At 38.5% G+C, this 16,174-nt stretch carries 14 protein-coding genes; 4 read left to right on the top strand and 10 right to left on the bottom strand.

Annotation, left to right across the window (positions count from 1 at the left end; genetic code table 11):
* A partial coding sequence (locus MKL32_RS00330) for a transposase (protein WP_270900026.1) occupies nt 1–282 on the top strand: 282 nt, incomplete at its 5' end.
* A gap of 48 nt (nt 283–330) precedes the next feature.
* On the opposite strand, the gene MKL32_RS00325 is transcribed toward MKL32_RS00330, so the two are convergent.
* Nucleotides 331–1,119 (bottom strand): TorF family putative porin, encoded by a 789-nt coding sequence (locus MKL32_RS00325; RefSeq protein WP_004957280.1) that lies wholly within the window; start codon nt 1,117–1,119, stop codon nt 331–333.
* A 345-nt stretch (nt 1,120–1,464) separates the two neighbouring features.
* Nucleotides 1,465–2,235, bottom strand: coding sequence for a TorF family putative porin (locus MKL32_RS00320; RefSeq protein WP_005403516.1), 771 nt, complete (start codon nt 2,233–2,235; stop codon nt 1,465–1,467).
* A 741-nt stretch (nt 2,236–2,976) separates the two neighbouring features.
* On the opposite strand from MKL32_RS00320, the gene MKL32_RS00315 reads away from it, so the two are divergent.
* Complete coding sequence (locus tag MKL32_RS00315) at nt 2,977–4,302, top strand: OprD family outer membrane porin (protein WP_042892338.1); 1,326 nt, start codon at nt 2,977–2,979, stop codon at nt 4,300–4,302.
* Between the two features lie 104 nt (nt 4,303–4,406).
* On the opposite strand, the gene ppa is transcribed toward MKL32_RS00315, so the two are convergent.
* Together ppa and MKL32_RS00305 are read right to left on the bottom strand one after the other, a co-directional pair.
* A complete protein-coding gene (ppa, locus tag MKL32_RS00310; RefSeq protein ID WP_004659459.1) occupies nt 4,407–4,934 on the bottom strand; it encodes an inorganic diphosphatase in 528 nt (175 codons plus the stop codon).
* A gap of 115 nt (nt 4,935–5,049) precedes the next feature.
* Nucleotides 5,050–5,448, bottom strand: coding sequence for an MAPEG family protein (locus tag MKL32_RS00305; RefSeq protein WP_004957262.1), 399 nt, complete (start codon nt 5,446–5,448; stop codon nt 5,050–5,052).
* Between the two features lie 144 nt (nt 5,449–5,592).
* On the opposite strand from MKL32_RS00305, the gene MKL32_RS00300 reads away from it, so the two are divergent.
* A complete protein-coding gene (locus tag MKL32_RS00300) occupies nt 5,593–5,985 on the top strand; it encodes a hypothetical protein (protein WP_004917078.1) in 393 nt (130 codons plus the stop codon).
* Nucleotides 5,986–6,074: 89 nt separating this feature from the next.
* Here MKL32_RS00300 and MKL32_RS00295 read toward each other — a convergent pair whose 3' ends face one another.
* From MKL32_RS00295 to MKL32_RS00275, 5 genes are all read right to left on the bottom strand, one after another.
* Nucleotides 6,075–7,754, bottom strand: a complete 1,680-nt coding sequence (locus MKL32_RS00295) for an AMP-binding protein (RefSeq protein WP_005403513.1) — start codon at nt 7,752–7,754, stop codon at nt 6,075–6,077.
* 154 nt (nt 7,755–7,908) lie between these two features.
* Nucleotides 7,909–10,128 carry a DNA topoisomerase IV subunit A gene (gene parC / locus MKL32_RS00290; protein WP_004917083.1) on the bottom strand — a complete coding sequence of 740 codons (2,220 nt, stop codon included), beginning with the start codon at nt 10,126–10,128 and terminating at the stop codon, nt 7,909–7,911.
* A gap of 414 nt (nt 10,129–10,542) precedes the next feature.
* On the bottom strand, nt 10,543–11,187 hold the full coding sequence (locus MKL32_RS00285; RefSeq protein ID WP_004917088.1) for a trimeric intracellular cation channel family protein: 645 nt from the start codon (nt 11,185–11,187) through the stop codon (nt 10,543–10,545).
* A gap of 52 nt (nt 11,188–11,239) precedes the next feature.
* Nucleotides 11,240–11,722, bottom strand: a complete 483-nt coding sequence (locus tag MKL32_RS00280) for a YchJ family protein (protein ID WP_005403512.1) — start codon at nt 11,720–11,722, stop codon at nt 11,240–11,242.
* A 98-nt stretch (nt 11,723–11,820) separates the two neighbouring features.
* Nucleotides 11,821–13,395, bottom strand: a complete 1,575-nt coding sequence (locus tag MKL32_RS00275) for a TerC family protein (RefSeq protein ID WP_204379379.1) — start codon at nt 13,393–13,395, stop codon at nt 11,821–11,823.
* A 327-nt stretch (nt 13,396–13,722) separates the two neighbouring features.
* Here MKL32_RS00275 and MKL32_RS00270 point away from each other — a divergent pair, with 327 nt between their 5' ends.
* Entirely contained in the window at nt 13,723–14,343 is a 621-nt protein-coding gene (locus tag MKL32_RS00270) for a TIGR00730 family Rossman fold protein (protein WP_004917099.1), read from the top strand.
* A gap of 50 nt (nt 14,344–14,393) precedes the next feature.
* Here MKL32_RS00270 and MKL32_RS00265 read toward each other — a convergent pair whose 3' ends face one another.
* The gene (locus MKL32_RS00265) at nt 14,394–16,172 is read right to left on the bottom strand and encodes a choice-of-anchor I family protein (RefSeq protein ID WP_270900025.1); all 1,779 of its coding nucleotides are present in this window, start codon (nt 16,170–16,172) and stop codon (nt 14,394–14,396) included.
* Between the last annotated feature and the right edge of the window lie 2 nt (nt 16,173–16,174).

The raw sequence follows: 16,174 nt of genomic DNA, 5'->3' as shown, positions 1-16,174 counted from the left end.
TGGAAGATTGAGTTATTCTTTAAAGCCATCAAGCAGAATTTAAAACTGAAGTCATTTCTAGGTCGAAGCCGCAATGCGATACAAACGCAAATATGCATTGCATTAATTGCCTATTCGCTGGTGAACTTCGCTAAACACATGGCACAAGAAGGATGGAGTGTTCAGCGTTTACTAAGAATTATTCAGGTCAATTTATTTGAAAGGAAACTTTTAAGGTCACTCTTTGTGCCTGATAAAAAATGGCGAAAACAAGAAGAACCTCAACTGAGGTTCTTCTTGTGATATTTGTGGGACAGCAGTGACCTAATGGTCGCTTTTTTCTCAAATCAGTTAGAACGCATAACCTAAAGCTAAAACAACTTTGTTTTTCTGTTTAGTTTCATCACGTGTATAACCGCCAAAAATGTAATCTAGACTCCACGTTGCGCCAGTTTCACCCAAAGGATGCGATAAACCTAGTGTAGCGTGTCGGAATGCAAAATCTGTTTTGGTGACATCACCTGGTTTTGCTTGATAAGCCAAGTACTCATCATCATCACCATAATAATAAGCCGCAACTTGTGCTTTACCTGTAAATCCGCCAGCTAATTTAGGTGCATAAGTTGCCAAGAAATAGGTGTCACCTTTATTACCAAAAGTCACATTATTTAATAATGTCTGAGCAGTAATATTAAAGTCTTTGTAGCTCAGCCCGACAATTGTTTCATAACCCGTTGATTCCCAGCCTGGATAGTAATAATAAACAGTCCCACCAATTTGATAGCCCAAATCTTCTGTGATTTTTCCTTTGTATCCTGCATACAAATCATTTTCAAATGACTTCTTTTCTTCCTTCACGTCTGTAGGTGAGGTATTAAAATCTGCATAAGCAGCTGTCAATGTTGAAAACCAATAACCCAAATAAAAACCACTATCATGTGCATAATCAAGTCCACCTTGCACCGCAGGTGTATCACTTTCAGGTGAGTTGGTCATACCACGCAAGTTATAACTAGACACAACATTGATATTGCCTGTGATCGTACCTGGAAATGGAAGTTTTTTTTCTTCTGCCATAGTGAGTGTCGAAGCGAATGTAGCGACCCCTAAAGCAACAGCTTGAACTGCAAACTTCATCATATTGATTGCCCCTTTTTATTTACATTTGAATGATTTAGGTCTTAAAGTGAATCAATAGATATTTTGCAAATGCCATGCCATTATCAATAACGATACAAAATTAAATAAATTATTATAAAACAATTATTTATATGCAAAACAGCATTGTTATTTTTAAGAGTGATTAAGTTGCAAAATTAATGATCGAATACCTAACCAAACTGGAGCAAAAAGCGTTCATTCTGGCGCAATGATGTGCATAATGCTTAACTCAATTTCAAACAAACAAATTAATTAAAAATAAAATGACTAAAGATAAAAAAGCCAGCAAATTGCTGGCTTTCAAAGCATCAATCAATTACATGATTAGAATGTTTTGTTTAATGTAAATACTGCGCCTGTTTCAACACCACGTTTATATGGTTGAGCATTTGCATCAATGTTTGTTCCTACAGCAGCTAGTTCAGCTGACAAACCAGGTACTGATTTCACGCTATAAGTTACACCAACTTTCCAATCGACATAGTTATCGTCTTCACTACCGTTGTCACTAAAGTCGTAATCATCAGCTTTAGTATAACCAACGCTAGCTACACCACCAAAACCAGTATCAGCGAAAGGAACAGTATAAGTTGCGTTTAAATACCACGCATCTTCTTCTAAACCAAAGAAGTCGTTGGTGTAGTTAACAGCAGCTAAAAGACTGTCACCAGAAGCAATAACACTGCTGAATCCTAATTTAGCGTATAACTCAAGCCAGTTAAAATCTGAAGCACTTGGATAACCGTAATACCATAAACCAACATCTAATTTTGGCTTACCAGCAAATGGTAATTCAGTTGCATAACCTACATATGGGTCTAACTCCAAATGTGGATCAGCAGAACCAAAATTTACATTTGAACCCCATACCCCTGCATACAAACCAGAAGAATGAGATAAAGCAAAACCACCTTGTAATGCTGGATCACTTTGAGTTTGTGTCATACCACGATAACGGTAGTCTGTAGTTAAAGCAGCATTACCAGAAAAGCTAAGGCCATACTGAGATAAAGTATTTGTTTCTTCGGCCATAGTAAAAGTCGAAGTCACAGCAAAAATACTCAACGCGATCGCTTTACATGCAAATTTCATCATATTGATCTCCCCCATGATGGATATTCGACTGATTTATGTTTTAAGTTGCATCATTTTGTAATTAGCAATTGCTGTGCCAACTTTTAGAAATGCTTGCTAAATCTAGCTTCTGTTCAATAAGAGTGCTATCGACGCCATTTGGCTGTGCTGAAATATTATTTTTTCTTTAATAAGGTTCATTTTTCTGAACTATTAAAAAGCACTACCATTGTTGCGCCTAAAAAATGCACAAAAATAATGCAATTCAATTTAATAAAAAGTGCTGTTCTCCTTAAATAACAATCAAATATGTTGATATAGCGTGAATCGCCCCCTAAAAGTGCACAGATAAAACTTAAATCTGCCTGAAAATAATGGTGCGTTTTTGTACAGCGAAAAATGTCATTCGTCGGGATGTAATTTTTTGCAAATCAGTCGAATAGCTTTTGATCGAAGAAAAAATAAATCATTAAAATAAAAGAGAAAAAACAGAAACAAATCACGTATTTTTAATGCATTAAGCTAAAAAATAATCAATATATTTTACGATTAAAATAAAACAATATATTAATAAAAATCAATATATTAATTTAAATATAATTTAATTTTAAACGATAATTAAATCATAAAATGTTAGCTGAATTTTGTGTAAAAATGATTAAAATAATTTAATAAAAATCTATCTTTTTTATGTATAACTTATACAATTGGTCAAAATTTCGATTTTGATCGAAATTGATCTTATTTATTATGAGGCTACCTATGCCAAAGGCAAAGAAACTAACATTAGCGGTTTTGATTAATGCCGCATTGATCTCCTCAACATATGCAAGCGAACAAAGCGAAGCTAAAGGTTTTGTTGAGGATGCAAATGGTTCAGTATTGTTCCGCACAGGCTTTTTAAATCGTGATAAAAAAGACGGTTTAACAAATGATACAAGCTCAACAGCGCAAACTGCCATTTTTGATCTTCAATCAGGCTTTACAAAGGGTGTTGTTGGCTTTGGTGTTGGCCTAGTAGGTGATGCATCTTTCAAGCTTGGTGCGAATAATAATACGGGTAATCAAATGATTCCTGTAGATGATCGTGGATTTGCTTATGATCATTGGGCTCGTGGTGGTGCCAATGTGAAAGCACGTATTTCCAACACAACCGTGACTTATGGTACACAGGTGTCAACACTTCCTGTCATGGCAAGTAATCAAGCCCGTTTAGTGCCTGAGTATTACACAGGCGTTTTCATTGAAAGTAATGAAATTCCAAATCTAAATGTGGTTGCAGGTAAATTCACAAAAAACCAAATGTCAAACCAAATTAGTACCGATAAAGATGTGACAGGTCAAGGGCTTGATCGTGCAGTAGTTTGGGGTGCTAAATATAAATTTAATGATCAACTCAATTCATCGTATTATGGCTTAGATGTTCAAGATAAGTTAGAACGTCATTATGCTAATGTAAACTTTACCCAAAGCTTAAAAGACAAGAGTACCTTAACACTTGATGCCATGGGTTATCATACAAAATGGGATAAAGATGCACTCACTGATTCACATACCACAGATGATCTAGCAAACCGTAAAAACTCGATTTGGGCTGTTTCAGTGGGCTATGGCAAAGATGTACATAATGTCATGCTTTCTTATCAAGATAACACAGGTAATACTGGATATGACTATGGCTATAATGCTGATGGTTTACAAAGTATCTATGTCCCTAATTCCTATTTAGGTGACTTTAATGGTAATGATGAAAAATCTGTCGGGCTACAATATAACTACAACTTCAAAAATCACGGTTTACCTGGTCTAAACTGGACAACTGCATTTGTTTATGGTTGGGATATTGATATCGCTAAAATAACAGATCGCTCAAAAATCATTGACCAAGCCGAAGAACATGAGTTCTTTAACCAAGTCAAATATACAGTTCAAACAGGTGCATTGAAAGATGCAAGCCTACGTGTTCGCTATTCTTACTTACGTTCAAGTGATACCTATAATAATGTTTCTGGTCAATATGTCAGCAATGTCATTGGCTCAACCAATGAATGGCGTTTGTTCCTTGATATTCCTGTGAAACTGTTCTAATTCACAGCTTTATTTAAGTCATAAAAAAACCTCCATTCAATTGAATGGAGGTTTTTTATATCCCCAACATTTGCATGCAAACGTTGAGGATGTATTAAAAACGATTATTTTTTAGCAGCTTCGATCGCTTTAAGCACTTCAGCTTTAGCAACATCAGCATTTTCCCAACCGCTAATTTTTACCCATTTGCCTGGCTCTAAATCTTTGTAATGTGCAAAGAAATGCTCAACTTGGCTAATCAATAATGGCGGAAGATCCGTATATTCTTTAACATCTTTGTATAGTGGAGATAACTTTTCGTGTGGAACCGCGATAAGTTTCGCATCGATACCACCATCATCTTCCATATTTAATTTACCAACTGGACGGCAACGAATCACAGAACCAGCAGCAACAGGATGTGGCGTTACAACAAGAACGTCTAATGGGTCACCATCTTCAGATAATGTATTTGGCACATAACCGTAGTTCGCAGGGTAGAACATTGCTGTACCCATAAAACGATCTACAAATAACGCATCCGAATCTTTATCGATTTCGTATTTGATAGGTGCTGCATTTGCAGGAATTTCAATGATGACATAAATGTCGTTTGGTGCGTCTTTACCCGCAGGAATATTGCTATAACTCATATCAACACTCGTTTATATTGGTGAACTTAGATGTAAATCCGAGAGATTATAACGTGAATACAATGAAAATGATGCTAGAAAACCACTAGCTAGAGAATTTTCTATTTTATTCACCTTAAGTCATTTTGACAGTAATCACAAAAAGGAGAATCGGACAAAGTAGCGAAAAAAACCAAATGATCGAACGCAAAGTCGCTAAATTCGCTAGATAACAAATACCGTAAATCACGCGACAAACGATATAAGCCCAACCTAAAGTCATAATAAATTTCTCAGGTACCACCATATATTCAGCCATTAATATAGCCGCAATAAACAAAGGTAAGCTTTCAAAACTATTTTGCTGTACAGCATTGGCACGTGCGGCCAAACCTGTCGTTTTAGCTAGAAATTCACGCGGATTCTGATTATCTTTTGCTTGAAAACCACCCTTCGATTTTGCAATCAAGGTGAAAACATAGGGCAACAGACACGCGACGATAATAATCAATATAATGCCGCCAATACCTTGCATGCTCACATCCGTCACTTGAAATTCTTTTGATCATGCTATCATAACCTAAAATTTATTTAATTTTCATTTGTGTATATTCGACAAATCTCTCAAGTTTATATGCCATCCACTTGTAACTCATTTTTAGTTTTCTAGGGTTAGACTATGCAACATCCAGATCAAAAAGAAATGTTTGAAGTACTTGCACAGCAACGACAACATCAAGTCCTCGTAGATCGTGTATTGAAAGTCGTGCTGCCAATCATGGCATTTTTGCTTAGCGTAATTTGTGCAAACTTGAACTGGCAATCAACTCTAGGGACCTTTGTTATACTGACGATTGCCTTCTATGCTGTTGGGATTAAGCGTTTAACGCTTTGGCATTGGTTGAGTATTATTGTTGCTTACGCCGTAGCAGATAATTATTTTAGTTTTAATGGGATTGATCCTACTCGTCTACGTTTTCAACTTGTCACAATGGTTGTATTTGTCGGGATTGTAGGCATCGGTCGACCGTATATTGATCGCTGGTTAATGAAGTCGAATAACTCTAAATAAACTCAAATAAAAAACGCCGCGATTGCGGCGTTTTTCTAGCTCCCCCTTTTTTAAGGGTGAGCTGGTTATAGCAGTGAAAGGTTGGTTGCTTAAGCAGGTTTACGTAAATCTTTACGTAAGATTTTACCTACGTTTGATTTTGGTAAGTCATCCATAAACTCAACATAACGAGGGCATTTGTAACCTGTTAAGTTTTGTTTTGCATAAGCTAAGATGTCTTCAGTTGTTAATGACTGATCTTTTTTCACGATGAATAGTTTTGGCACTTCACCTGATTTTTCATCAGGCACACCAATCGCAGCAACTTCCAATACTTTAGGATGTTTTGCAATAACTTCTTCGATTTCACTTGGATAAACGTTAAAGCCAGAAACCAAGATCATATCTTTCTTACGGTCTACAATCTTGAAGTAACCACGTGTATCCATGATACCGACGTCACCAGTACGGAAGAAACCATCTTTAGTCATCACTTTTTCAGTTTCGTCAGGACGGTTCCAATAACCTTTCATGACTTGAGGACCACGGATTGAAATCTCACCCTGTTCGCCTTGTGCTACTTCGTTACCATCATCATCAAGCAATACAACTTCTGTTAATGGCAATGGAATACCGATTGTGCCACTAAACTCAGTTGTTGTTGGTGGGTTTGCAGTTGCAACTGGTGAAGTTTCAGATAAACCATAACCTTCGATAATGATCGTACCTGTTACTTTCTTCCAAGCAGCAGCAGTTGAAGGCAATACAGCCATACCACCACCCATTGCCATCTTAAGATTGCTATGGTCAAGTTGTTTAAACTCTTCATTGTTCACTAAAGCATTAAATAATGTATTTACTGCTGGGAAGAATGAAGGTTTGTATTTGCGTAATTCACCAACAACAGCTGGTAAGTCACGTGGGTTAGGAATCAAGATATTCGCTTGACCTTTGTACATACCGTAAAGTGCACACACCATGAATGCAAAGATGTGATAAAGCGGTAAAGCACATACGATACGGTCATCTTTAGCACCATCACCCGTACCGAATTTACTTGAGAAAATTCCGTCACACTGCAATAAGTTTGATACAAGGTTGCGATGAGTTAATTCAGCACCTTTTGAAACACCTGTTGTACCACCTGTGTACTGAAGTACAGCAGTGTCACTCAAGGTTATGCTTGGACGTTTATAATTGCTTGGGCTTACTTTGTTTAATGCAGTATTAAACTTCACATGACCTGGAATGTTCCAAGCAGGAATTTGCTTACGCACTTTACGTAAAACGAAGTTAACGATCGTACCTTTTAAGGTCCCCAACATATCGCCAACAGTTGCTACCACAACATGCTTCACAGGCGTTTTACCAATAATGCTTTGGTATACACTTGCAAAGTTTTCAATGATCACAAGAGCTTCCGCGCCTGAGTCATTTAATTGATGCTCAAGTTCGCGTGCTGTGTAAAGTGGATTCACATTTACCAGTACTAAGCCTGCACGGAATACACCTAAAGCAACCACTGGGTATTGGAATACGTTAGGCATCATCACCGCAACGCGTGATCCTTTTGCCAAACCCAGGCTTTGTAAATATGTTGCGAATTTACGACTAGCGACTTCTAATTCATTATACGTTAAAACTTTATCCATGAAGATAAAGGCATCACGTGAACCAAATTTTTGGAAATTGCGTTCAAAAATATCAACAAGTGAGGTGTTTTCAGCAGGCAGTGCAACTGTTTCTGGAATTCCTGTCTTTTGGTATTCAGCAAACCAAATCTTTTCCATAATGCCATTATCTCCGAGTGTAATCCTTAAAATGTAACAACGTTACTTTCCATGGCAAAACATTTTTTTTAACTTTTTGAATTGCCTTGTCAATCTATTCACACAAGATGAATATATTTCATATATAACTTATTTGTGTCGCAGAATACTAGCCTTATCTCTGAATGAGGAGTCTATTTGCTTTTTGATATCCCCGTGGTAAAAGTTGCCCCTTTGTTGCTCTTTTTCCTATATATTTTTGGAGATCATCCCCTTTCAGTTTTAGATGTTGTTGTCCTGCAGCGACTTGGATTATTTCATCTAAATTCAAGGTTGTCATGGATAAAATTTGCTCTTTTTCATCAAGTTGTATCAACTTGTTACCTTTACCTTTATTCAGCACAGGTAACTCAGTCAAATCAACGATAAGTAACCTACCCGCAGAACTTAAGATTGCAACATGTGTCGCTTGCTGAATTGGCAACAATGGTAATGCCGTCGCTTTATCTGCCACAGTCAAGAAGGATTTACCTGCCTTAGCATTGGTATCAAGTTGAGCTGCTTGTGTTTTGAAGCCGTAACCATTTGAACTCACGGCAAGCAATTCACTCGCATCATCTTCAATAAAGACTTGAATAAATGACACACCGCTGGCTGGTGCAAGTTTAGAACTTAAAGGCTCACCCAATCCACGTGCCGATGGCAAACTACTGATCGGTAAAGCATAGCTTCGACCTGTTTCATCCAAGAAATACACCCGCTGATTGGTCTTTCCAACTGCATGGCTGAGATATTGATCGCCAGCACGATAGTTTAAGTTCGCAGCATCGACATCACCGCCTTTGGCAGCTCTCACCCAACCTGCTTCGGATAAAACAACCGTCACCGTTTCCGCAGGCATTAAGTCCTGCTCTTTAATTTGTACAGCATCAGCACGAGTAACGATAGGTGAACGGCGATCATCACCGAACTTTTTAGCATCTTCTTTTAATTCATTTATGATTAAATTCTTCAATGATTCTGGGTTTGCCAATTGCTCACGAATAATCGCAGCTTTCGCTTCTAACTCTTCCTGCTCACGACGAATTTCCATTTCTTCAAGCTTGGCAAGGTGACGAAGCTTTAACTCTAAAATGGCTTCCGCTTGAATGTCATCAATCCCAAAGTGCTGCATCAACACTGGTTTTGGTTGATCTTCCTCACGAATAATTCGAATCACAGTATCAATATCGAGATAAGCAATTAAAAGACCTGCCAAGATATGCAGTCGTTTTTCGATTTTATTTAAATGGTATTGAAGACGACGTGTCACCGTTTGCTTACGAATTTCAATCCATTCCAACAAAATACGGCGAATCGATTTAACTTGCGGACGACCATCCGCGCCAATCATATTTAGATTGACGCGATAGCTAGATTCCAAATCCGTCGTAGCAAATAAGTGACTCATTACCGTTTCTGCATCGACACGGTTAGAGCGCAGTACAATCACCAAACGTGTTGGGTTTTGATGATCCGATTCATCTCGTACATCACTGACCAAAGGCAATTTCTTAGCGATCATTTGATCAGCGATTTGAGTAATCACTTTGGAACCTGAAACTTGATACGGTAGTTCAGTAATTACGATTTCATTTTTATCAATGGTATATACCGCACGCATACGATAACTACCACGACCTGTGGTTTGAATTTTTAATAATTCTTCAGGTGGGGTAATAATTTCTGCTTTAGTCGGTAAATCTGGTGCAGGGATGTATTCTGCTAATTTTTCATCTGTGGTTTCAGGATTGCGAATCAATGCAATCGTACCTTTTACCACTTCACGTAAGTTATGAGGCGGAATGTCAGTCGCCATCCCCACCGCAATTCCTGTGGTGCCATTCAGCAAAATATTGGGAATACGTGCAGGTAAAGTAATTGGTTCTTTCATCGAACCATCAAAGTTATCTTGCCATTCGCTGGTGCCCTGTCCTAGTTCACTCAGCAATAATTCACTATAAGCGGACAGTTTAGCTTCGGTATATCGCATCGCAGCGAAGGATTTAGGATCGTCTGGTGAACCCCAGTTGCCTTGACCTTCGATCAATGGGTAACGATAACTGAACGGCTGAGCCATCAACACCATGGCTTCATAACATGCTGAGTCACCATGTGGATGGTATTTACCCAGTACATCACCAACTGTACGAGCAGATTTCTTTGGCTTACCTGTTGATTTTAAACCTAACTCACTCATCGCATATACGATACGGCGCTGTACAGGTTTTAAACCATCACTGATATGTGGCAATGCACGATCCATGATCACGTACATGGCATAGTTTAAATAAGCTTGTTCTGTGAATTCAGCTACGGAACGGTTTTCGGTTGCATGATGTGCAAGGCTGGTCATTTCAGCAAGTCATCCAAAATCATTGTTATCGTCAATGCTTTGTATGCTATGTGGATGAAAGCGTTGTGACAAGCCCTTGTTGTTGTTTAAACGTCAAATGCTGTCTTACAAGAGATGTTATTTCTTAAATACAATCTGAAAAATTATGAGACAAATAAACATAATATTCGGAATAAGATAATTCAGTTGATCTTGTTGAGTATTTCTTAGTAATTTGAACAATCCGACAGTCACTCCGAATAAAAGGAGATCATGCAGAATGTTTAAAACATCTAACTGAAACTTATACTGTGCCAGAAAATATACAATCACCAAGATAAGAAAAAGCTTGTTACTTTTATAAAAATCTTTCTTATCAAACTTGATATCATTCATTTTAATTTATCTCAAAGCATCGCATATACAGCTAGTCAATCAATGCTCATCTGTAGACGAAGCAGATTCTGCATCATCTTCTTTATAAATAAATTTCGGCATTTCTAAGCCAAAATAAATCGCGATCAAACGTAAAGTAAAACCAAAAACCAAAGTGAAAATAACGGTCAAATCATGTGGCAAACCGACCTCTAAGCAGATCCAATAACAGATCACAGCAACAAAAGAGATACTGGCATATAGCTCACGGCGGAAAACTAAAGGCACGTCATTACACAGAATATCACGCAGAATACCACCTGATACTCCTGTCAAAACTCCTGCAACGGCTGAGACGACAAAACCGTGCCCCATCGACAACGCAATTTGGCAACCAATAATGGTAAAACCAATTAAACCTAAAGCATCAAGTACTAAGAAGATACTGCGTAAATGCTTCATCCATTTGGCAATAATAATCGTGACAAATGCAGCACAACACGTCAGTACCAAATACTCAGGATGCTTCACCCAAGTTAAAGGATAATGCCCTAACAACACATCTCGAACTGAACCACCACCCAAAGCTGTCACACAGGCAATCAGTGTCACACCGAACCAGTCCATACTACGACGTCCCGCTGACAGAGCTCCTGTCATTGCTTCCGCAGTAATGGCAATAATGTAAATAACGGTGAGCAACATCTGCCTACATCCTTCAATCAGGCATAAAAGTGTGCGCTATTTTAAGACAAACTTAGATGAATTGTGCACAACATTGTTTAAATTTTTTCCCCGAACCACAAATACACGGTTGTTTCATGGTGACTTGCATATTCAAGGTTGGATCAAGAAAATACCAACGCTGCTGATGTAAAACAAAATGTGAAATTTCATGATGTATATGCTGCTGTTTTGCATCCTGATTTTGATCACAATAATGGGCTTTAAACTCGACTAAGGCATGGGTTTTATCAAGTTTAGGCTGGTGTTGTAACACTTCTAATTTCAACCATTGATTGGACTGACTCCAATCTGCAATTGCCACACGATCAAGCATAGACTGTTGACCTAAAGCAGTCGTTTCAACAATATAATCTATTTCTTGCAAGGCAAATGCGCTATAGCGTGAACGCATCAACTGCTCTGCATGTTCAGCAAATTGTTGTTTTAGATGCAAAGGCTGACAACAATTTATGTATAAACCTTGTCCGCAAGGGCAATTCTCTAACACAGTCATTTTTCATTCTCAAAAATAAAAACCCTGAGAAAACCATAATGTGATTGCTCTACATATTAGATTTAGCTCAGGGACTTAATGCAACTCAACAAATCGAATTACTTTTCAGATGTTTTGTCTTTTGCAATGATGCGCACTTTTTCAATCTTGTGCCCATCCATCGTCACCACCTCAAAGCGATGACCATCGGCTTCGATCATTTCACCATTTTCAGGCAAACGTCCTAAATGGAAAAGAATATAACCCGACAAAGTTGAATATTCTTCACTTTCATCAACTAAGTCCTTACCGAGTAACAATGACACATGGCGAATATCGGTCGATCCTTCTAACAACATCGAACCGTCTTCTAAGCTTGCCGCCGCAGCTTCGAGTTCATCCTCATCAGGGAACTCACCAGCAATTGCTTCAAGCACATCAATAGGAGTCGCAATACCCTCAATTGAACCATATTCATTGAGTACAATCGCCATTTGCAAAGGTGCTTGACGTAATTGCTCCATCACCATCAACACTTGCGCATTTTCATGAACAATCAAAGGTTCTCTAATATGTTTTGTGAAATCAATTGAGCCTGTTTCAATATATTCATTTAATACTTTATGAGTCAGAACAATACCTTCAATATTATCCAGCTCACCACGCGCAATAATTAAACGTGAGTGGATCATTGCCATTAAGCGCTGTTTTAACTCTTCAGGATCAGAATCTAAATCTAACCACTCTAACTCTGGACGAGGTGTCATGACCGATTTAACAGGTCGTTCCGACAATCCCAGTACACCTTGTACAAGTACGCTATGGTACACACCATTATCTTCGTCAAAGACTTCTTTGGCATAAGCTTGAGTTGCTAAAACATCTTCCGCTTCTTTGTTTTGACCATCATTTTTGCCGCCCAACATACGCAACACTGCTGAAGCAGTGCGATAGCGCAAGTCAGTCGTTGTCACAAGTTTTTCTTGGTTACGACGCATAGTTTGGTTGACCATTTCAACCAAAACAGAGAATCCGATCGCTGCGTATAAATAGCCTTTCGGAATATGGAAACCAAAGCCTTCAACGACTAAGGAGAAACCAATCATCATCAAGAAACCAAGACACAGAATCACAACGGTTGGGTGTTTGTTGACGAACTCCATCAAAGGACGTGCTGCCAACAACATAATACCAATCGCAATAGTCACCGCGATCATCATCACTGAAAGGTCTTTCACCATACCCACAGCGGTGATCACACTATCAAGTGAGAATACCGCATCAAGTACAACGATCTGTACAACCACCATCCAGAATGCCGCATGAACTGGATTTTCTTCTTTTAAGGTCTGCTTACCTTCAATTCGCTCATGTAATTCCATTGTTCCTTTAAACAATAAGAACACACCACCGAACAACAGAATCAAATCTCGCCCTGAGAAAGGATGATCGAACACATGGAAAAGCGGCTGGGTTAAAGTGACCACCCAAGCGATGGATGCCAACAAAACCAAACGCATTAATAATGCGAGAATTAAACCAATTCTACGAGCAGCAGCACGTTGTTCTGGCGGTAATTTTTCCGCCAAAATCGCAATAAAAACAAGGTTATCAATACCTAATACGATTTCCAATACGACTAGAGTCGCCAAACCAACCCATGCAGAAGGGTCAGACATCCATTCGAAGATCATTGACGAGACTCCTCTGCAAAATTGGCAGCAAGGTATTGGAGTTTAAATTTTAAAAGGCCAGCATTAGCAGCCAAAACATTTTTCTTAGGAAATAAAAACAAAGCGGAGCGACAACAACCACTACTCATAGAGGTACATAAATTAATAAAAGGATTTTCAGTATAGGCAAGATCGTAGTGAAATTCACCTTTTTTATGTGGATGTTTCTTACAAATTCTTTCTAAGTATTGCCAAAAGAGATTGTATGTAAAATGTGCATAAAACTGTCATAAAAGTGATTTAGCCTAGACAACTACAATGAAAATGATAAGGTGAAAAGTAAACGAAATGAATAGTGTACTAAGAATGACTGAGAAAAGAACAACACCTCTCCCAAAAACAACTCAAGCTTTAATTGCGCTATATTGTGGTTCACGTACAGGTAATAAACCAATCTACCGCGATAAAGCGATTGAACTCGCACAGCATGTCGCTGATCAAGGCTTTGGCATCGTATATGGCGGTGCCAGTATTGGTCTAATGGGACAAGTCGCAGATACGGTTTTAGAACATGGTGGCGAAGTCGTTGGCGTAATTCCTGAGTTCATGCTGGATTATGAAATTGCTCACAGTAAACTCACCGAGTTACACGTCGTAGAGACCATGCATGAACGTAAAGCGTTAATGGCTGAGCGTGCTAGTGCCTTTATTGCTCTACCAGGTGGCTTGGGAACTTTTGAAGAAATTCTAGAAATTGCGACTTGGGGACAACTCAATCAACATCAAAAACCAATGATTATTTATAACGTCAATCGTTTCTATGATGCACTGATTGCCCAACTTGATTATGCAGTAGAAGAAGGATTTCTTCCCCCTCAACATCGTGCCAAAGTGATTATTTGTGAAACTACTGAACAAATTTCTAATGTAATTAAAAATTTGGATGCACCGACCCATATTGAAGTTTGATGTATTTTGATCAAAAAAGCGGATCTATTGATCCGCTTTTTTATAACTTGTTACTGAACATTCACTTGATAAATTGCAGTAGAGCCACTCACTTCATTTCCGACAACCAATAAGGGCTTGCCGTTTGGTGAGTCTTTGGCAGCGATAAAGATCAAACCTTCTGGCCCTAAATCACCTTGCTTGGCACTATCCGTTTCCACAAAATTACGAGTCGTGAAATATTCAACAAATTTAGGCTGCATTGGTGTAGTAATGTCATATACCATCACGCCACTCATTCGCTCTAAACCAATAAATGCAAAGGTCTTCGCACCAATCGTGCCCAGTGTAATACCTTCAGGTTCAGGACCTTTATTATCACTACGATCATCTAAACTAACGGCTTCATGATCGCTATTAAAATAAGTTGGAAACAGTTCAGCAACTTTCTTCTCAAACTCACTTCCTGAATCCCATACCAGCTGTCCTTGGGTATTCCAAATACTAAATGAACGTGCGCCATAGGCATACAATTTATCGTAAATTAATCGTCCATTTGCATCTAGCTTTGGTGATCCATCCGCATTAGTTTGATATCCCATATTCCATGCGATATTTAAACGGCCTAAATTACCATCTTTACGACAATCTCCTGCTTCGGTTGCTGTCGCGCCACAATAGCCAAATGTAACAGGATTAAGTTTAGCTCCTTTCACACCATTTGCGATCTTTTGTAAATGGGCAGGATAATCACCTTCCGCATTGAAACCTTTACTGTTAAATAAATGCTTCATACGAATATTTTCAACATAACCTTGGGCTAAGTTACCCGCAAAATAAGCATCTTCATCTTTTAACCATTCACGGCTATCCCCTTCATTGGCTGTGACCAAATAGGTTTGTCCATTCACTTGATAATTCGCAATCGAGTCTGGCTGATACATACCCACTAAACCAGTCCAAGTTTTGATATCTATCTTGCTGTCTCTATCACTGACATCCAGTTCATTACCCATTACGCCATGATCTTTATAGCCCAATGGATAAATATCGGTAACTTTCTGCTGAGCAATATCAATTCGTGCAATCGCATTATTTTCTTGTAATGTCACCCATGCCGTTTTGCTGTCACCTGAAATGGTGATGTATTCTGGTTCTAAGTCTTGAGCAACCGTAGCATTTGGTCCAAAAATACGCACACCTTTTGCCATGAGATCTGCCTTTTGGCTATTCCAAGCTCTAAAATCAGCAATACTCGCTTTAGGTTGTTTGATATCTTGAATATCAATAATACTGACCGAACCTTCAGGATCAATCGAATAATCATCATTTGGCTCAGCTTCATTTGCCACTAAAACAGTTTTGCCATTTGGACTAAAGGTCAGCATGTCAGGCAATGAACCTACAGCCACTTTACTCATAAAACTCAAATCTTTGGCATTAAAGAAAACCACGAGACCTGCATCGGTTTTATTTTTTGCTTGGACTGCAATCGCCACGATGCCATTTTGCACTGCAACACTATTCACTTCTGAGTCAGCTAAATAATCACGTGCAGAGAGTTCTGCAATATGAACAGGTTGTTCAGGCTTAGATGCATCTAGTACATCTACCAAACCTTTTTGTGCATTCACGACAAATAACCGTTTGCTTGCCGCATCATAAGCAGGAATTTCTGCTGCACTTTCAGCAAAAATATTGGTTTTATAGTGTCCTAATACACTTAATTTAATGGTTTCAGGGGTAGGTTCAATTTGTTCTGATTTATTGTTGTTGTCATTATTATCGTTACATGCCAGTAATCCCACAGACAGTAAAGCTGTCAATAAAACTGAAATCTTAAACTTCATGA

This window comes from Acinetobacter sp. AOR34_HL, from assembly GCF_027854795.1.
Lineage (GTDB): Bacteria > Pseudomonadota > Gammaproteobacteria > Pseudomonadales > Moraxellaceae > Acinetobacter > Acinetobacter junii.
The sequence above is the reverse complement of the archived record's forward strand: the minus strand, read 5'-3'. Positions and strand labels throughout refer to the sequence as shown.